This window comes from Streptomyces sp. NPDC097107, assembly GCF_044762405.1.
In the GTDB taxonomy this organism is placed as follows: Bacteria; Actinomycetota; Actinomycetes; order Streptomycetales; family Streptomycetaceae; genus Streptomyces; species Streptomyces thinghirensis.
Genome location: NZ_JBIWEF010000014.1, coordinates 47,490 through 64,805 on the forward strand (window position 1 = coordinate 47,490; position 17,316 = coordinate 64,805).

The window sequence follows — 17,316 nt, forward strand, 5'->3', positions numbered from 1 at the left end:
AGGGGGATCGGTCGGCAGGATATGGGTGAGGGGAGCACATCGGATGGCTCCGGTGCCTGATACCGGCAGGTGACGGCATCGGAGCCCGACGTGCCGTCGCCGTCACGTACGGCATCACGGGGGAGGAAGCATGCGGACGTTCGCCGAGGTCGCCGTGGGCTTCCCCGTCTTCCACTTCACCGTCGCCCTGCTCGTCGTGACGGCGTTCTGGCTGCTCGTCGCGGTGGGCGCCGTGGGCTCCCGTTGCTTCGACAAGGACGTGGACGCCGCTGCCTGGAGGCTGGGCGAAGCGCCGGTCGCCGTCTCCTTCTCGCTGATGACGGTGTTCGCCTGGTCCGGTGCCCTCGCCGCCGGCCTGCTGCTCGAACCCGTCGTGTCCGGGGGAGCCGTGCGCGCGCTGACCGGGTTCGCGGTCCTCGTCGCCGCCCCCGTGGCCGCGTCGTTCGCGACCCGCCTGCTCGTACGCCTCTGGCGCCGGCACGTGCCCGACGAACGCGGGCCGTCCCGGACGGCCACTTCCTGACCCTCGCGTTTCCGACCCTCGCGTTTCCGACCCTCGCGTTTCCGACCTTCGCGGACGCGGCGCCCTGCGGGCTCGCCGGGCCGCCACCGTGTCTCCGCCGAGCCCGGCGCGGGCTCACCTTTCCCTACCTGCCAAGGACGTAGCTGATGAATGCCATGATCGTGGGCGCGGGCGTGCTCGTCGTCCTCTGCCTGCTCGCCGTACTCGTCGTCTCCCGGCTGTTCCGCAAGGTGGAGCAGGGCAAGGCGCTCATCGTCTCCAAGATGCGCAAGGTCGACGTGACCTTCACCGGGCAGGTCGTGCTGCCGGTGCTGCACCGGGCCGAGGTGATGGACATCTCCGTCAAGGCCATCGAGATCACCCGGGCCGGCAAGGAGGGCCTGATCTGCCAGGACAACATCCGGGCGGACATCCGGATCTCGTTCTTCGTCAAGGTCAACAAGACCGTCGAGGACGTCGTCAGGGTCGCCCAGGCGGTCGGCACGGCGCGGGCGAGTGACCGGAACACCCTCCAGGAGCTGTTCCACGCGAAGTTCTCCGAGGCGCTGAAGACCGTCGGCAAGCAGATGGACTTCACCGACCTCTACACCAAGCGCGAGGAACTGCGGTACCGGATCATCGAGGTCATCGGCGTCGACCTCAGCGGGTACCACCTGGAGGACGCGGCGATCGACTACCTGGAGCAGACGCCGCTGACCCAGCTCGACCCGGCCAACGTCCTCGACGCGCAGGGCATCCGGAAGATCACCGAGCTGACGGCCGTGGAGCACGTGCGCACCAACGAGGCCCAGCGCACCGAGGAGAAGGAGATCACCCGGCAGAACGTCGACGCCCGGGAGGCGATCCTGGAGCTGGAGCGCCGGCAGGTCGACGCCGAGACCAAGCAGAAGCGGGAGATCGAGACCGTACGGGCGCGCGAGGAGGCCGAGACCGCGCGAGTGGTGGAGGAGGAGCGACTGCGCGCGCAGGGCGCCTTCCTGCGTACCGAGGAGCAGCTCGGCGTCCAGCGTGAGAACCAGGCCCGCGAGGTCGCCGTCGCCGCGAAGAACCGGGAACGGGTCATCGCGATCGAGAGCGAGCGCATCGAGAAGGACCGGCTCCTGGAGGTCATCGCGCGGGACCGGGAGACCGAACTGACCCGGATCGCGGCCTCCAAGGAGGTCGAGGCCGAGAAGCGGGACATCGCCGAGGTCATCCGTGAGCGGGTCGCCGTGGACCGTACGGTCGCGGAGCAGGAGGAGTCCATCAAGAAGCTGCGCGCGGTGGAGGAGGCGGAGCGCGACCGGCAGACCGTGATCATCGCCGCCGAGGCCCAGGCGCAGGAGAAGCTGGTCAAGGACATCAAGGCGGCGGAGGCCGCGGAGCAGGCCGCCACCCACCGCGCCGCCGAGGAACTGACCCTGGCCGAGGCCCGGCTGAAGAGCGCCGACCTCGACGCGCGGGCCAAGCTGCGGCTCGCCGAGGGCGTCCAGGCGGAGAGCGCGGCCCAGGGGCTGGCCGAGGTCCAGGTCCGCGACAAGGAGGCCGAGGTCATCGAGAAGGCCGGCCGTGCGGAGGCCGAGGCCGCCCAGGCGCGGATGCGCGCGGAGGCCGAGGGGGTCAGGGCGAAGGCGCTCGCCGAGGCCGAGGGCGTCGGCGAGAAGCTGAAGGCCGAGGCGGCCGGTCTGACGGAGAAGGCGGCGGCGATGGCCGCGCTCGACGAGGCGTCCCGCGCGCACGAGGAGTACCGGCTGCGGCTGGAGGCCGAGAAGGACATCCGGCTCGCGGGCCTGGACGTGCAGCGCCAGGTCGCCGAGGCGCAGGCCACGGTGCTGGCCACCGGCCTGGAGAACGCCGACATCAACATCGTCGGCGGCGAGTCGGTGTTCTTCGACCGCCTGATGTCCTCCATCGCGCTCGGCAAGAGCGTCGACGGCTTCGTCCAGCACTCCGAGACCGCCCAGGCCCTCGCCAAGCCGTATCTGGACGGCACGTCGAACCTCCCGGACGACCTCGGCCGGGTCCTCGGCTCGGTCTCCACGGCCGACGTGCAGAACCTGACCGTCTCCGCCCTGCTGATGAAGCTCATGAAGACGGACGACGCCGGCCAGGTGCGGAAGCTCCTCGGCGAGGCGGGTGACCCGGGCCTCGCGGACGCCTCACCGGCGTCCCTCAACGGCAGCGCCAAGGCCTGACCGTCCGACCACCTCGTCCTCCGGAGCCGCCGCACAGGGGACGGCGGCTCCGGAGCCCACCCGCGGAAAGGAACCCCATGGCAACCGGGGCGGACACCAGCACACAGGAGACGCCGGCCGCCGGCCCGCAGGCGGCACCGGGCTCCGGCCCGACCGGGGCACCGGCCGCCGGCCCGCAGGCGGCACCGGCCGCCGGCCCGCACGCCGCACCGGGCTCCGGCCGGACCGGGGCACCGGCCGCCGGCCCGCAGGCGGCACCGGCCGCCGGCCCGCACGCCGCACCGGGCTCCGGCCCGACCGGGGCGTCCGGCGCTCACGGAACGCTGGACGCCGGAACCTACGAGGTGCTGCGGGACCGGCTCACCGAACAGGCCGCCGAACTGGCCCGCCGGACCGAGGCGCTCAACGCCCGCCGAATCGAGGAGTTCGGCTCGGTCCGGCTGGAACTCACCGGCACCGAGCGCCTGGGAACCGAGCGGGCCTGTGCGCCCCAGGACGTCGTGGCCGTGGGGGAGACGCTGCTCCTCGGATACAACACGGCGTTCGCGACCCAGTCCGAGGCGACCGTGGGCGACGTCCTCGCGCTGCACGACCGGGACCTCGGCCGGCTGCCCGAGGACGCCGTGCCGGGCCTGCTGGACGACCCCGCCTTCGTCCGGGAGTTCGGCGCGCTGTACCGCTACTACCGCCAGGCCACCCTGATCCGGCTGCGCCGCGTCGAGGGCAGACTGCTCGCCGTCTTCCGGACCGGTGAGAAGGCCGACGACATCCGCGTACTGCGCTGGGCACTCACCGAGGACGGACGGGCGTCCTTCCTCGACGCACGCGGCGACCGCGACCACGTCCTGCCGCCCTCCCACGACTTCACGTGGACCGAGGCGACCCGCGGCGACCACGTGCTCGGCCGGCACCCGCACGTCTCCGTCCGGGGCGAGGTCTTCGTCGCCACCGTCGGCGGCGCGCTCACCGTCAAGGTGGACAACGACACCGAGACGGCGCGGGGCATCCACGGCGAACCGGTCGACGAGCCGCTCCAGGCCCTCGCCGACGCGGAGATCGCCCACGCGCGCGTGGGTGCCCTGATCCTGCTGCGCGTCCGCCCCTACAAGGAGGAGACCGACCGGTACCTGGTGTTCAACACCCTCACCCGGACAGTGGTCCGGCTCGACGGCATCGGACAGGCGTGCCGCCGGCTCCCCGACGACCAGGGGATCATCTTCCCCGGGGGCCACTACCTGGCCACCGGCGATCACCGCACGTACGAACTCGACCCGCAAGGCGTGGAGTTCGAGCGCGAGGTGTTCTCGCCGAACGGCGAGGACGTGCTGTACACGTTCCGCGCCCCCGCCCGGGGCCGCACCCTGCTGCTGCCGTACAACCGGATCCGCAAGAAGGTCGCGGCCCCGCTGTCGTGCCAGGGGTGGGCACTGTTCGACGACGGCACGCTCACCCTGCTGCGGTCCGAGGGCGGCGAGCCGGCCCGGGTGCATCCGGTCCAGCGCTGGTCCTCCCCGTTCGTGTCCGACACGTACGACGCCGCCCGGCCCGCCGGCAGCGGCCCGCTGGCCCGTATCGGCAACGCCGACCTCGTCCGGGGCATCGCCGACTGCCTGGCCGTGACCCGTGCCGCCACGGAGACCACCCCGACCAGCGGGGTGTACGCGGAACTGGCCGCCGCCTGCGCCCGGGCGGCCGACGCCCACCACTGGCTGGGCGATCCCGAGGCCGGTGACCTGGCGGACCCGCTGGCACGGCTGCGCGACACGGCGGAGCAGGTGCTCGCCGAGTTCGAGAACGTACAGGCCCTCACCCGGCAGGCGGCCGACGCGCTCGACGAGGCCGCCGCGCGGCTCGCCGGGGTGGTACGCCGGCTGCGCGGGGAGGCGCCACGCGGGGCCGCCGCGTGGGTCGCCGGGCTGACCGAGCTGCGCCGGGCACGGGGGCACCTGCTGACCCTCAAGGAGACGCGGTACGCGGACACGGCCCGCATCGACGAGCTCGCCACCGGCGCCGGAACCGACCTGGCCGCCTTCGGGCAGCGGGCCGTCGCCCACCTGGCGCGCGAGGACGCCCTGGCCGACCACCACGCGGACGTCGAACGGCTCGTCGCGGACGCCGAGGCGATGGGCACCGCCGCCGAGGCCGCACCCCTTAGGGCCCGCCTCGACGAGCTGGGGGAGCAGCTCGGCGCGGTGACCGAGGTCGTCGCCGGGCTCGACATCGGCGACGCCACGGTCCGCACGTCCGTCCTGGAGCGCGTCGCGGAGGCCCTCGGTGGCGTCAACCGGGCCCGGGCGGTTCTCGACACCCGCCGGCGTGCCCTGCGCGACCGGGAGGGCCGTGCCGGGTTCGCCGCCGAGTTCGCGCTGCTCGGGCAGGCGGTCACCGGTGCCCTGGCCGTGGCGGACACCCCTGACGCGTGCGACGAGCAACTCGCCCGCCTGCTGGTCCAGGTGGAGAACCTCGAAACCCGGTTCGCCGACTTCGACGACTTCCTCGGCGAACTCGCGGACAAGCGCGACGAGGTCCACGAGGTGCTCTCCGCCCGCAAGCAGTCCCTGGCCGACGCCCGCGCCCGCCGCGCCGAGCGCCTGGCGGACTCGGCGGCCCGAGTCCTGCGGACGGTCGTCCGCCGCGCCGCGACGCTCGCCGACCCGGACGCCGTGACGACCTTCTTCACCTCCGACCCGATGCCCGCCAAGGTGCGCCGCACCGCGACCGAACTGCGGGAACTGGGCGACCCGGTACGCGCCGAGGAACTCGACGGCCGTCTCGACGCCGCCCGCCAGGAGGCGTCCCGCGCCCTGCGCGACCGCGCTGACCTGTACGCCGACGACGGCCGCACCCTGCGCCTGGGCGGCCACCGCTTCGCCGTCAACACCCAGCCCCTCGACCTCGCCCTCGTCCCCGACGGCGACGGCCTGGCCTTCGCCGTGACCGGCACCGACCACCGGTTCCCGGTCACCGACCCGGACTTCACCAGCACCCGCCCCTACTGGGACCGGCTCCTGCCGTCCGAGTCACCCGAGGTCTACCGTGCCGAACACCTCGCCGCCCGCCTCCTCGACGCGCACGGCCCGGCGGCCCTCGCCCAGACCGACGACCTGGCCGCCCTGGTACGGGACGCGGCGGAGGAGTCGTACGACGAGGGCTACGAGCGCGGCGTCCACGACCACGACGCCACCCTGATCCTGACCGCCCTGCTGCGCCTGCACGAGGCCGCCGGCCCGCTGTGCCACGAGCCCGCCGCCCGCGCCGCCGCCCAGCTGTTCTGGGCACACGGCACGACGGACCGGGCGCGAGGCGACTGGCAGCGGCGCGCGGTCTCCCTGGCCCGTGCCCGGGACACCTTCGGGCTCGCGCCCGCCATCGCCGACCTGCGCGGAGAACTGGCGCGGGCCATCGGCGGGGAGCACGCGGAGGCCGGCGCCGCGTACCTCTTCGAGGAGCTGACCACCGGCCCCGCCGGCTTCGTCCTCGGTGCCGCCACCCGCACCCTGCTGGAGAAGTTCCGCCGCACGGTGGGCGGTCCGGCCTACGACGACGACCTCACCGCCCTCGCCCACCCCGCCGCGCGCCGCCAGCTCGTCGAGGCGTGGCTCACCGCGTACACCACGTCCACCGGCACGGACACCACGCCCGGCGACCTGGCGGAGGCGGTGGCCGCCGAACTCTGCCCGGACCTGCCCCGCTACGCGTGCGACGCCCCGCTGACGGAGACCGTGCGGGGCCTGCTCGGCACCCACCCGCGAGTCACCGGCCGTACCCTCACGGTCCGGGTCGACGAACTCCTCGCCCGCACCCGCGCCTTCCGCGCCCACGACGTGCCCGGCCACCGTGCCTACCAGCGGCGCCGCGGCGCCCTGGTGGCCGCCGAGCGGGCCCGGCTGCGCCTGGACGAGTACCGCCCACGCGTGCTGTCGGACTTCGTCCGCAACCGGCTCATCGACGAGGTGTACCTCCCGCTGATCGGCGACAGCCTCGCCAAACAGCTCGGCACCACGGACCCCGCACACCGCACCGGCACCGGCGGACTGCTCCTGCTGGTCTCCCCGCCCGGCTACGGCAAGACGACGCTCATGGAGTACGTCGCCGACCGCCTCGGCCTCATGCTGGTGAAGATCAGCGGCCCGGCGCTCGGGCACGCCGTCACCTCGCTCGACCCGGCCGAGGCCCCCAACGCCACCGCACGCCAGGAGGTCGAAAAGATCAACTTCGCGCTGGGCGCGGGCAGCAACACCCTCCTGCACCTCGACGACATCCAGCACACCTCGCCCGAACTGCTCCAGAAGTTCATCCCGCTGTGCGACGCCACCCGCCGCATCGACGGCGTACGGGACGGCGAGCCCCACACCTACGACCTGCGCGGGAAGCGCTTCGCCGTGTGCATGGCCGGCAACCCCTACACCGAGTCCGGCGGCCGCTTCCAGGTCCCCGACATGCTCGCCAACCGCGCCGACGTCTGGAACCTGGGCGACGTACTCACCGGCAAGCAGGACGCCTTCGCGCTGAGCTTCGCCGAGAACGCCCTCACCGCCAACCCGGTCCTCGCCCCGCTCGCCGGCCGCGACCGCGCCGACCTCGACCTGCTGCTCCGCCTCGCCGAGGGCGACCCGTCGGCCCGGACGGACCGGCTCACCCATCCCTACGCTCCGGCGGAACTGGAACGAGTCCTCTCCGTCCTGCGCCACCTGCTCACCGCCCGCGAGACGGTCCTCGCCGTGAACGCCGCCTACATCGCCTCCGCGGCCCGGACGGACGCCGCCCGCACCGAACCGCCCTTCCGGCTCCAGGGCTCGTACCGCAACATGCGCAAGATCGCCCAGCGGATCCAGCCGGTCATGAACAGCGCCGAACTCTCCGCACTGATCGAGGACCACTACCGGGCCGAGGCCCAGACCCTCACCGCGGGAGCGGAGGAGAACCTGCTGAAGCTCGCGGAACTGCGCTCCACACTCACCGGCGGACAGTCGGCTCGCTGGGCCGAGGTACGGGCCGCCTACGTCCGCGGCCGGGCCCCCGGTGGCCCGGAGGACGACCAGTCGGCCCGCGCCGTGGCCGCCCTCGGTCTCCTCGCCGACCGGATCGCCGCCGTCGGGACGGCGATCGACCGCGCCGCCGGGCCGCCGCACCGTCCGACCGGCGCGCACGCCAGGCACGCGGCGGCGGAGGAGCCCCAGGCCGGCGCCCCGCCGAACGGGCCGTGTGCTCAGTGAGCCGACCGCGCTCCTGTTCCGGGGCCGAAGGCTCTGAGTGTCGCGCGTGGCCAGGGGCCTGCCAGGGGACTGGCAGGGAGCCCGGCAGGGCTTCACGCGTAACACGCTGTCCGCGGCGTCACGTCTCGCGCTTCATGTCGATCTCGGCGACGAGGGACTCGACGCGGGCCCTGATCTCGTCGCGGATGGGGCGGACGGCCTCGACGCCCTGGCCGGCCGGGTCCTCCAGCTCCCAGTCCAGGTAGCGCTTGCCGGGGAAGACCGGGCAGGTGTCACCGCAGCCCATGGTGATGCAGACGTCCGACTCGCGGACCGCGTCGACGGTGAGGATCTTCGGCGTCTCCTCGGAGATGTCGATGCCGACCTCGGCCATGGCCTCGACGGCGGCCGGGTTGACCTGGTCGCCGGGGGCGGAGCCGGCGGAGCGGACCTCGACGCGGTCGCCGGCCAGGTGGGTCAGCCACGCGGCGGCCATCTGGGAGCGGCCGGCGTTGTGGACGCAGACGAACAGGACGGACGGCTTGTCGGCCATGGTGATCGTTCTCTCTCGTCGCACGGCGGAACCCGGCCGCCAGTGACTTCAGCCCCCGCTGGTATCAGCGAGTGGTGATGTGAGAGTATCAGCGCATGCTGACTTCAGTCGATCCTGATGTGATGAGGGTGCTGGGCGATCCGCTCCGCCTGAAGATCGTGACCTTGCTGGCGCGCGAGACACTCTGCACGACGCACCTGGTCGAGGAGACCGGAGCCAGGCAGACCAATCTCTCCAACCACATGAAAGTGCTGCGCGAAGCCGGGATCGTGGAGACCGAGCCCTGCGGCCGCTACACCTACTACAAGCTCAAGCCCGAGGTCCTGGCCGGCCTGTCCGAGCAGTTCGCCGAACTCGCCGCCTGCGCCCGCACCGCCGCCGAGAACAAGAGGGCCTGCCCGTGACCTCCACCGAGCCCACCACCTCCGCGCAGACCGGGGGCGGCGACGACTCGATCGTCAAGAAGCTCTCCACCCTCGACCGCTACCTGGCGGTCTGGATCCTCATCGCCATGGCCGTCGGCCTCGGGCTCGGACGGGCCGTTCCAGGGCTGAACGACGCGCTGGCGAAGGTGGAGGTCGGCGGTATCTCCCTGCCGATCGCGCTCGGCCTGCTGATCATGATGTATCCGGTCCTGGCCAAGGTCCGCTACGACCGGCTGGACGCCGTCACCGGCGACCGGAAGCTGATGATCTCCTCCCTGGTCATCAACTGGATCCTCGGACCCGCGGTGATGTTCGCCCTGGCATGGATCTTTCTGCCGGACCTGCCCGAGTACCGCACCGGCCTGATCATCGTGGGACTGGCCCGCTGCATCGCCATGGTGATCATCTGGAACGACCTCGCCTGCGGCGACCGGGAGGCCGCGGCCGTGCTCGTCGCGCTGAACTCGGTCTTCCAGGTCCTGGCGTTCGGTCTGCTGGGCTGGTTCTACCTCGACCTGCTGCCCGGCTGGCTGGGCCTCGGCGACGGCGAGCACCTGGACATCTCGATGTGGGAGATCGCCCTGAACGTGGTCGTCTTCCTCGGCGTCCCGCTGCTGGCCGGCTTCCTGACCCGCCGGATCGGTGAGCAGAGGATGGGCCGTGAGGGCTACGAACAGCGGTTCCTGCCGAGGATCGGGCCGTGGGCGCTGTACGGGCTGCTGTTCACGATCGTCATCCTCTTCGCCCTGCAGGGCAAGACCATCACCTCCCAGCCCCTGGACGTCGCCCGGATCGCCCTGCCGTTGCTCGTCTACTTCGCGGTCATGTTCTTCGGCACCTTCCTGCTCGGCAAGGGCCTGGGGCTCGCCTACGACCGCACCACCACGCTGGCGTTCACCGCGGCCGGCAACAACTTCGAGCTGGCCATCGCGGTCGCCATCGCCACCTTCGGCGTCACCTCCGGCCAGGCCCTGTCCGGCGTCGTCGGCCCGCTCATCGAAGTCCCGGTGCTGATCGGTCTGGTCTACGTCGCGCTCGCCTGGCGCAGGAAGTTCGCCGCCGGCGCGGTGACGACGGCGCCATGACGCAGCACACGGATGTGGTGGTGGTCGGCGGCGGCCAGGCTGGGCTCGCCGCCGGCTACCACCTGCGCCGCCAGGGCCTCGGCCACGTCGTCCTGGACGCCGACGCGGCGCCGGGCGGGTCCTGGCAGCACATGTGGGACTCACTGCACCTCTTCTCGCCGGCGGATCACTCCTCCTTGCCCGGCCGCCTCATGCCCGCCCGGCCCGGTGAGAGCTACCCGGACGCCGGACACGTGGTCGACTACCTCACCGACTACGAGAAGCGGTACGACCTGCCCGTCCAGCACGGCAGCCGAGTGGAGGCCGTGCGCCGCGACGGCGACCGGCTCCTGGTCGAGGCCGACTCGGGCACCTGGCGAGCCCGGGCGGTCATCAGCGCGACCGGTACCTGGTCTCGCCCCTTCCTCCCCGCCGTACCGGGCCGCAGCGTCTTCACCGGACGTCAGCTCCACACCGTGAACTACCGCCGCCCGGCCGCCTTCGCCGGCCGGCGCGTGATCGTGGTCGGCGGCGGCAACTCCGGTGCTCAAATCGCCTCAGACCTCGCCCTGAACGGCCAGGTGGAGGTGACGTGGGTGACCCGGCGCCCGCCGCGCTTCCTGCCCGACGACATCGACGGCCGTGCCCTGTTCGACGTCGCCACCGCTCGCCGCCGCGCCCTTGACGCCGGCCGCGGCGACACCGGTGGCGTCGCCTCGCTGGGCGACATCGTGGCCGTTCCGCCCGTCCGTGCCGCCCGCGACGCCGGACTCCTGACCGCGAAGCCGATGTTCTCCGGGCTCACTGCCGACGGCGTCCGATGGGGCGACGGCAGCCGTACGGGTGCGGACGCGATCGTCTGGTGCACCGGTTTCCGTCCCGCCCTGTCCCATCTGGCCCCGCTCCAACTGCGAGGCGTACGCGGGTACATCGCGACCGAGGGCACCCGCGCGGTCGACGAGCCGCGGCTGCATCTGCTCGGTTACGGCGACTGGACCGGCCCGGCGTCCGCGACGCTGATCGGGGTGGGGCGCCCAGCGCGGGACGCCGCCCGCGACATCACGGCGCTGTGTGCACGCAACCGACAGGGCAACCCGGCGTGATTCGTGACTTCGCCCGATGTTGTGCCGCAGCGTGATCGTTGCAGGCTGCCGGGCATGACCTCGCGCTTGTCCCGGCACCGGGTCGGTCTGGACGCCCTCAAGGCGTACCTCCTGCGCTGCTGTCCGCCCGGCTGCGGCGCCTGACCGACAGCCCGGCTCGGGCGGCGGTCAGCCGCGCAGGTCGAGCATGGCGGCCATGGCCGCCACCACGGACGGCGCGACCTGGTAGTAGACCCAAGTGCCACGCCGCTCGGACGTCAGCAGGCCGGCCTCGCGCAGCTTCTTCAGATGGTGGGACACGGTCGGCTGGGACACGCCGACGTCCGCGATGTCGCACACGCACGCCTCCCCGCCCGGATGCGAGGCGATCTTGGAGAACAGACGCAGGCGCACCGGGTCCGACAGCGCCTTGAACATGGCGGCCATCTTCTCCGCGTCCGCCTGGGACAGCTCTCCGGCGGTGATCGGCGGGCAGCACGGCACGACGCCGCTGCCCGGCAGAACGGGAAGTTCCACGACCTCTGATTTCGACATGCGTCTATGTTGACACCCGTCGATACGGGTGGCAAGCTCCGAGGCGTAGGCAGGTATCGACAGACATCGAAACAAGGAGTCGTCGTGACCACCACCCTTCGTACTGCGTTCACCGCGGCCCGAGCCCGTCGCACCGCCCGCCACCTGGCCGGCGTCAGCTTCTGCGGCAGCTGCGTTCAGGTCGGCGGCGGCGCCACCCGGGCGGCCGAACGCCGACAGCGCACCCAGCCGACCACCCTCACACAGGCGCGCTGACCCCCTTCGCCCTCAAGGAGACCGAGCATCATGAGCACCCAGCAGCTCCCCGTCGTCGTCATCGGAGCCGGCCCCGTCGGGCTCGCGGCCGCCGCCCACCTCGTCGGGCGAGGCATCGAGCCCCTCGTCCTGGAAGCGGGCAGCCGTGCCGGCGCAGCCGTGCGTGAATGGAGCCACGTGCGCCTGTTCTCCACCTGGGGCGAGGTCGTCGACCCGGCCGCCGAGAAGCTCCTCGCCCCCACGGGCTGGACCCGCCCCGACCCGGCGACGTACCCGTCCGGCGGAGACTGGACCGAGCGATACCTGCAGCCCCTCGCGGACGCCCTCGGCGACCGGGTGCGCACCGGTGCCACCGTCACCGGCGTCTCCAGGGCAGGCCGCGACCGGATCGTCGACGCCGACCGGGAGCAGCAGCCGTTCGTCGTGCACGTCGAGTACGCCGACGGCCGCGGGGAGCGTATCCACGCCCGCGCCGTGATCGACGCCTCCGGTACGTGGGCCACGGCCGGCCCGGCCGGCGGCAGCGGCCTGCCCGCGCTCGGCGAGAAGGCGGCGGCCGACCGGATCACCTACCGCGTACCGGATCTGAAGGACCCGGCCGTCCGCGCCCGTTACGCGGGTAAGCGCACGGCCGTCATCGGCTCGGGGGCCTCCGCCTTCACCGCGCTCGCGTACCTTGCCGAGCTGGCCGAGTCCGAGGGCGGTACGGGCACGCACGCGGTGTGGATCCTGCGCCGCGGCATCTCCGGCTCCACCTTCGGCGGCGGCACCGCCGACCAACTGCCCGCCCGAGGAGCCCTCGGCCTCGCCGCGAAGGCCGCTGTCGACAAGGGGCACGCGGACGCGGTCACGGGCTTCCGTACCGAGGCGTTCGAACGCGACGGTGACGGCCGCCTGGTCCTGGTGGGCGAGGACGGACATCGGCTCGACCCGGTGGACGAGGTGATCGTGCTGACCGGCTTCCGCCCCGACCTCTCCTTCTTGGACGAGCTGCGCCTGAGCCTGGACGAGCGCCTTCAGGCTCCGGTGGAACTGGCCCCGCTGATCGACCCGAACCAGCACTCCTGCGGCACCGTCTACCCGCACGGTCACCGCGAGCTGTCCCACCCCGAGCAGGGCGTCTACCTGGTCGGCATGAAGTCCTACGGCCGCGCGCCCACCTTCCTGGCCATGACCGGCTACGAGCAGGTCCGCTCCGTCGCCGCCGCCATCGTCGGCGACACCGAGTCCGCCGACCGCGTGGAACTCACCCTCCCTGAGACCGGGGTCTGCGGCGGTGCGGGCCTGTTCGACACCCCGGACGCCCAGCAGACCGAAGGTGGCGGATGCTGCGCTGCCCCGGAACCGCAGCTCGTGGCGCTCGTCGCGCCCGCGGCGGTGGGCACGGCTGCCGAGGAAGCACCGGCGGGCGGCTGCTGCGGCTCGTGACCGGCCTCAACACCCGCGACAGCGGGGCCGCGACCGGAACAGGGGACCGGTCGCGGCCCCGCGCCGCCCTCCCTGCCCTCTGCCTGACGCAGATCGTGAGCTGGGGCATCGTCTACTACGCCTTCCCCGTCCTCAACCCCCGGATCACCGCCGCGACCGGCTGGACGGCCGGAGCGACTACGGCGGCGTTCTCGCTCGGCCTCGTCGTCTCCGCGCTCGCCGGAATCCGTGTCGGGCGCATCCTCGACCGGCGTGGCCCGCGCGCCGTCATGACGATCGGCTCGGCCCTCGGCGTCACCAGCCTGCTGGTGGTCGCCACAGCTCCCAGCCTGCCCGCCTTCTTCGTCGGCTGGGCACTCGCCGGATTCGCCATGGCGGCGACCTTCTACCAGCCCGCCTTCGCCGCCCTCACCCGCTGGTGGGCCCCCGACCACATCCGGGCTCTGACCATCGTCACCCTCGCCGGCGGCCTGGCCTCGACCGTCTTCGCACCGCTGACCGCCGTGCTCGCCGACCACCTCTCCTGGCGCCACACCTACCTCGTACTGGCCGCGATCCTCGCCACCCTCACCATCCCCGCCCACGCTCTGGCGCTGCGTGCCCCGTGGCCCGACGCCCCACCCACACCAGCGCATGCGGACACCGGGGAGTCCAGACCCGAGCGCAGCGGACCGTTCCTGCTGCTCGCAGCGGCCTTCACCCTGTCGGCCTTCACGATGTACGCCGTCGTCGTGGCCCTCGTCCCGCTTCTCATGGAACGCGGCTACACGATCAACCAGGCCGCCTGGGCGCTTGGACTCGGCGGGGCCGGCCAAACCCTCGGCCGCACCCTGTACGCCGCACTGGCCCGTCGCACCACCGTGACGGCCCGCACGACGATCCTGATCGCTCTCGGCGGCCTCACCACCGCCGCTTTCGCCGCCGTCCCGGGCCCCTATGCCTTGCTGGTCGCCGTGTCCATCGCGGCCGGCCTGGTCCGAGGCAATCTCACCCTGCTCCGGGCCACCGCCGTCACCGACCGGTGGGGCACCACCCACTACGGTCGGCTCTCCGGACTCCTCGCGGCACCGGCAACCACTGCGGCCGCCATGGCCCCCTTCGCCGGAGCGGCGCTCGCCGCACCACTAGGTGGGTACAGCCACCTATTTGTGTTCCTGGCCGCCCTCTCCATGACCGCCGCTTCCACTGCGGCCTGGACCAGTCCTGACACCGCCCACCAGGCCAAGGTGCGTCCGGCGCCGCGTCCTCCCCGTCCCTCTGGGTGATGCACGGGACCAGGGAGAGGCTCTTGTCTCTCGACTCGACGGTCCGCGGGTTGTACGTGAGCGGAGGGGCGGGGAGGTCACAGCACCTCCGCAAGGCACTGGTGGACCACCAGGCGTTCGAGGAGTTCGTCGAGCGTCCACGCCATGCGCCGGAGGTGTCCGACGGCCCGGCGGTGATCGGTGGGTATCGGTGGGTATCGGTGGGTACTTCCTCGATTCCCGATGGTGCGCCCGCGCTCGATGAGGTCGGCCACCTGCCCGTCCTGCTCGGCCACCCGTGGAGACCACGGCGAGTGCGGCGGTGAGGGCAGCAAGCGAGGGATCCGCGAGGACGTGCTCCGAGTGCCCGGGCACGGCCCGACGGAGGATCTGTCAAACGAGCTTCACAGTCCCTGCCCTGGCCGCCTGACGGCCCTCCCCGGCACGCAAAAAGGGCGAGGCCCGAAGACCCCGCCCGCCCCTCACGAAGCCCCGGATCGGACCGGCTCAGGGCCACACCAGGCAGTACGGCTGATGTCCCGCCTCGTGCAGCCGGTGGCTGAAGTCCTGCCACTCGTGCAGCAATTGATACACGTTGAACGCGTCCCGGGGCCCGCCCCGGTCCGGCACCGTCGACCAGATGAAGGCTGCCGCGCCGACCGCTTCCTCGCCGATGCCGCGCAGGGGGTCGACGACGGTCATCGGGAGTTTCACGACCGCGTAGTCGGGGTGCAGGACGACCAGTTCCAGGGGCGGGACCTTGTGCAGGGGGACGCCCTCGATGCCGGTGAGGACCATGGCGGCCATGGTCTCCGGCTTGATCTTGGTGAACATGCCGTTCATCCCGAGCTCGTCGCCGCCGAGCTCCTCCGGGCGCATCGAGATCGGGACGCGGGCCGCGGTCGCGCCGTCGGGCGCGCCGAAGTACTTGTAGGTCACCCCCACCCGACCACCATTCCTGCTCCCCGCCCCCGGCCGGCCGGCCCGCTCCTCGAACCGGTCGGGTTCACCCGGCGTGTCGTGAGTCTGACGTGCTTCGGTCGATTCCTCCGCCTCGCGTCGGTGTTTTCCCCGCCGGGCACGTCGAGGACCCAGGCCGTCGGTCCCCTCGCCCAGTCCGCCACCGCGATGCATATCTCCACCCGACTGCTTTTCTAGGACGCGTGGCCCCCGCCGCGCAACCCGATCATCGTGTCAGTGACCTCCCCCACGGCCGCTCGCCGAAACGTGCCGTGAAACATATGTCCGTCATATGTCCCGGGGTGGCCGGCGGCCCCTCTCCGCGCCGCCTGTGTGAGCTGCGCGGACGGGCCCCAGTCTGGCAGACGACGCGGCGGACGGGGCGGTTGTCTACCCTGAATGAGGTCACCCTGGGCAACCAGAGGTCGGGCGGGACCCGAGAGGGTCCGTAGCGGAGTCCGATACGTCGGAGAAGGTCGAGAAGGTCGGAGAAGTCGCAGGTCATGAGCGAACTGGCATATCCATACGAAGCACCGGCCTCGCAGGCTCTGTTCGACCGCGCGGCGGCCGTCACGCCCGGCGGCGTGAACTCCCCGGTGCGGGCCTTCCGTGCCGTGGGCGGCACGCCCCGGTTCATGGTGTCCGGCACCGGGCCGTACCTCACCGACGCCGACGGCCGGGAGTACGTCGACCTCGTCTGCTCCTGGGGGCCGATGATCCTCGGGCACGCCCACCCCGAGGTGATCGCCGCCGTGCAGGACGCGGTCGCACGCGGGACGTCGTTCGGCACGCCCGCCGAGGGAGAGGTCGCCCTCGCGGAGGCGATGGTCGAGCGGGTCGCCCCGCTGGAGCAGGTACGGCTGGTGTCCAGCGGGACCGAGGCCACCATGTCGGCCATCCGGCTCGCCCGGGGGTTCACGCGGCGCACCAAGGTGATCAAGTTCGCCGGGTGTTACCACGGCCACGTCGACTCGCTGCTCGCCGCCGCCGGTTCCGGCCTCGCCACCTTCGCGCTGCCCGACACCCCCGGCGTCACCGGCGCCCAGGCGAGCGACACGATCGTGCTGCCGTACAACGACATCGACGCCGTGCACGCCGCTTTCGCCGCCCACCCCGGCGAGATCGCCTGCGTGATCACGGAGGCCTCGCCGGGCAACATGGGCGTCGTGCCGCCGCTGCCCGGGTTCAACCAGGGGCTGAAGGACGCGTGCGCGGCGGGCGGCGCGCTCTTCGTCTCCGACGAGGTCATGACCGGATTCCGGACCAGCCGCGCCGGCTGGTACGGCGTCGAGGGCGTGGTCCCCGACCTGATGACCTTCGGGAAGGTCATGGGGGGCGGGTTCCCCGCCGCCGCGTTCGGCGGACGTGCCGATGTCATGGCGCACCTCGCCCCGGCCGGGCCCGTCTACCAGGCCGGCACCCTCTCCGGGAACCCCGTCGCCACCGCCGCCGGGCTCGCCCAGTTGCGGCTCCTCGACGACGCCGCGTACGCCAAGGTCAACGCCGTGTCGGAGCAGATCCAGGGGCTCGTCACCGAGGCGCTGAGCAAGGAGGGCGTCGCGCACACGCTGCAGACCGCCTCCAACATGTTCTCCGTCTTCTTCACCGACGGAGAGGTGCGGAACTACGAGGACGCCAAGGCGCAGGAGTCCTTCCGGTTCACCGCGTTCTTCCACTCGCTGCTGGAGAACGGCGTCTACCTGCCGCCGTCCTCCTTCGAGTCCTGGTTCGTGTCCACCGCGCACGACGAGCGGGCCGTCCAGCGCATCGCCGACGCCCTTCCGGCGGCGGCCCGTGCGGCTGCGGAGGCGACCGCGTGAGCCACGACACCGACCAGGAGCTGACCGTCGTCCATGTG

General features: G+C 72.4%; 14 protein-coding genes. 10 read left to right on the forward strand and 4 right to left on the reverse strand.

The genetic code is table 11. The annotated features are described in order from the left end of the window. Positions 1 to 130: 130 nt before the first annotated feature. From ACIQ1J_RS29265 to ACIQ1J_RS29275, 3 genes are all read left to right on the forward strand, one after another. Complete coding sequence (locus ACIQ1J_RS29265; RefSeq protein WP_403561479.1) at positions 131 to 523, forward strand: hypothetical protein; 393 nt, start codon at positions 131 to 133, stop codon at positions 521 to 523. A 146-nt stretch (positions 524 to 669) separates the two neighbouring features. Next, on the forward strand, positions 670 to 2,697 hold the full coding sequence (locus ACIQ1J_RS29270) for a flotillin family protein (RefSeq protein ID WP_403561481.1): 2,028 nt from the start codon (positions 670 to 672) through the stop codon (positions 2,695 to 2,697). A 77-nt stretch (positions 2,698 to 2,774) separates the two neighbouring features. Next, positions 2,775 to 7,913: a DNA repair ATPase gene (locus tag ACIQ1J_RS29275; protein ID WP_403561483.1), complete on the forward strand. Its 5,139-nt coding sequence runs from the start codon at positions 2,775 to 2,777 to the stop codon at positions 7,911 to 7,913. A gap of 118 nt (positions 7,914 to 8,031) precedes the next feature. Here the strand turns inward: ACIQ1J_RS29275 and ACIQ1J_RS29280 are convergent, their stop codons facing one another. Next, positions 8,032 to 8,445 (reverse strand): arsenate reductase ArsC, encoded by a 414-nt coding sequence (locus tag ACIQ1J_RS29280; RefSeq protein WP_403561485.1) that lies wholly within the window; start codon positions 8,443 to 8,445, stop codon positions 8,032 to 8,034. A gap of 95 nt (positions 8,446 to 8,540) precedes the next feature. On the opposite strand from ACIQ1J_RS29280, the gene ACIQ1J_RS29285 reads away from it, so the two are divergent. Genes ACIQ1J_RS29285 through ACIQ1J_RS29295 form a run of 3 tightly spaced genes read left to right on the forward strand, consistent with a single transcriptional unit; the run spans position 8,541 to position 11,037 of the window. Continuing rightward, positions 8,541 to 8,849, forward strand: a complete 309-nt coding sequence (locus ACIQ1J_RS29285; protein WP_403561487.1) for an ArsR/SmtB family transcription factor — start codon at positions 8,541 to 8,543, stop codon at positions 8,847 to 8,849. Further along, positions 8,846 to 9,955, forward strand: coding sequence for an ACR3 family arsenite efflux transporter (gene arsB / locus ACIQ1J_RS29290; protein ID WP_403561489.1), 1,110 nt, complete (start codon positions 8,846 to 8,848; stop codon positions 9,953 to 9,955). Before ACIQ1J_RS29285 ends, arsB begins: the two co-directional genes overlap by 4 nt. Beyond that, a complete protein-coding gene (locus ACIQ1J_RS29295; protein ID WP_403561491.1) occupies positions 9,952 to 11,037 on the forward strand; it encodes an ArsO family NAD(P)H-dependent flavin-containing monooxygenase in 1,086 nt (361 codons plus the stop codon). The genes arsB and ACIQ1J_RS29295 overlap by 4 nt, the downstream gene beginning before the upstream one ends. Before the next feature lie 168 nt (positions 11,038 to 11,205). On the opposite strand, the gene ACIQ1J_RS29300 is transcribed toward ACIQ1J_RS29295, so the two are convergent. Continuing rightward, positions 11,206 to 11,571 carry an ArsR/SmtB family transcription factor gene (locus ACIQ1J_RS29300; protein ID WP_403561493.1) on the reverse strand — a complete coding sequence of 122 codons (366 nt, stop codon included), beginning with the start codon at positions 11,569 to 11,571 and terminating at the stop codon, positions 11,206 to 11,208. 84 nt (positions 11,572 to 11,655) lie between these two features. Here ACIQ1J_RS29300 and ACIQ1J_RS29305 point away from each other — a divergent pair, with 84 nt between their 5' ends. From ACIQ1J_RS29305 to ACIQ1J_RS29315, 3 genes are read left to right on the forward strand one after another with little or no spacing between them, the layout of a single operon-like run. After that, on the forward strand, positions 11,656 to 11,826 hold the full coding sequence (locus tag ACIQ1J_RS29305; protein ID WP_403561495.1) for a hypothetical protein: 171 nt from the start codon (positions 11,656 to 11,658) through the stop codon (positions 11,824 to 11,826). 30 nt (positions 11,827 to 11,856) lie between these two features. After that, a complete protein-coding gene (locus ACIQ1J_RS29310; protein ID WP_403561497.1) occupies positions 11,857 to 13,254 on the forward strand; it encodes an NAD(P)-binding domain-containing protein in 1,398 nt (465 codons plus the stop codon). Further along, positions 13,251 to 14,519, forward strand: coding sequence for an MFS transporter (locus ACIQ1J_RS29315; RefSeq protein WP_403561499.1), 1,269 nt, complete (start codon positions 13,251 to 13,253; stop codon positions 14,517 to 14,519). Before ACIQ1J_RS29310 ends, ACIQ1J_RS29315 begins: the two co-directional genes overlap by 4 nt. A gap of 77 nt (positions 14,520 to 14,596) precedes the next feature. Here the strand turns inward: ACIQ1J_RS29315 and ACIQ1J_RS29320 are convergent, their stop codons facing one another. After that, positions 14,597 to 14,794, reverse strand: a complete 198-nt coding sequence (locus ACIQ1J_RS29320) for a hypothetical protein (RefSeq protein ID WP_403561501.1) — start codon at positions 14,792 to 14,794, stop codon at positions 14,597 to 14,599. A 211-nt stretch (positions 14,795 to 15,005) separates the two neighbouring features. Beyond that, positions 15,006 to 15,632, reverse strand: a complete 627-nt coding sequence (locus ACIQ1J_RS29325; protein WP_403561503.1) for a hypothetical protein — start codon at positions 15,630 to 15,632, stop codon at positions 15,006 to 15,008. Positions 15,633 to 15,961: 329 nt separating this feature from the next. Between ACIQ1J_RS29325 and hemL the strand changes: the two genes are divergently transcribed. Continuing rightward, positions 15,962 to 17,278: a glutamate-1-semialdehyde 2,1-aminomutase gene (gene hemL, locus ACIQ1J_RS29330; protein WP_210958083.1), complete on the forward strand. Its 1,317-nt coding sequence runs from the start codon at positions 15,962 to 15,964 to the stop codon at positions 17,276 to 17,278. Positions 17,279 to 17,316 lie beyond the last annotated feature (38 nt).

Bases quoted from the DNA above. Each gene is read 5' to 3' on its own strand.
- ACIQ1J_RS29265 (WP_403561479.1), top strand. From the start codon at position 131: ATGCGGACGTTCGCCGAGGTCGCCGTGGGCTTCCCCGTCTTCCACTTC.
- ACIQ1J_RS29270 (WP_403561481.1), top strand. From the start codon at position 670: ATGAATGCCATGATCGTGGGCGCGGGCGTGCTCGTCGTCCTCTGCCTG.
- ACIQ1J_RS29275 (WP_403561483.1), top strand. From the start codon at position 2,775: ATGGCAACCGGGGCGGACACCAGCACACAGGAGACGCCGGCCGCCGGC.
- ACIQ1J_RS29280 (WP_403561485.1), bottom strand. From the start codon at position 8,445: ATGGCCGACAAGCCGTCCGTCCTGTTCGTCTGCGTCCACAACGCCGGC.
- ACIQ1J_RS29285 (WP_403561487.1), top strand. From the start codon at position 8,541: ATGCTGACTTCAGTCGATCCTGATGTGATGAGGGTGCTGGGCGATCCG.
- ACIQ1J_RS29295 (WP_403561491.1), top strand. From the start codon at position 9,952: ATGACGCAGCACACGGATGTGGTGGTGGTCGGCGGCGGCCAGGCTGGG.
- ACIQ1J_RS29300 (WP_403561493.1), bottom strand. From the start codon at position 11,571: ATGTCGAAATCAGAGGTCGTGGAACTTCCCGTTCTGCCGGGCAGCGGC.
- ACIQ1J_RS29310 (WP_403561497.1), top strand. From the start codon at position 11,857: ATGAGCACCCAGCAGCTCCCCGTCGTCGTCATCGGAGCCGGCCCCGTC.
- ACIQ1J_RS29325 (WP_403561503.1), bottom strand. From the start codon at position 15,632: ATGCATCGCGGTGGCGGACTGGGCGAGGGGACCGACGGCCTGGGTCCT.
- hemL (WP_210958083.1), top strand. From the start codon at position 15,962: ATGAGCGAACTGGCATATCCATACGAAGCACCGGCCTCGCAGGCTCTG.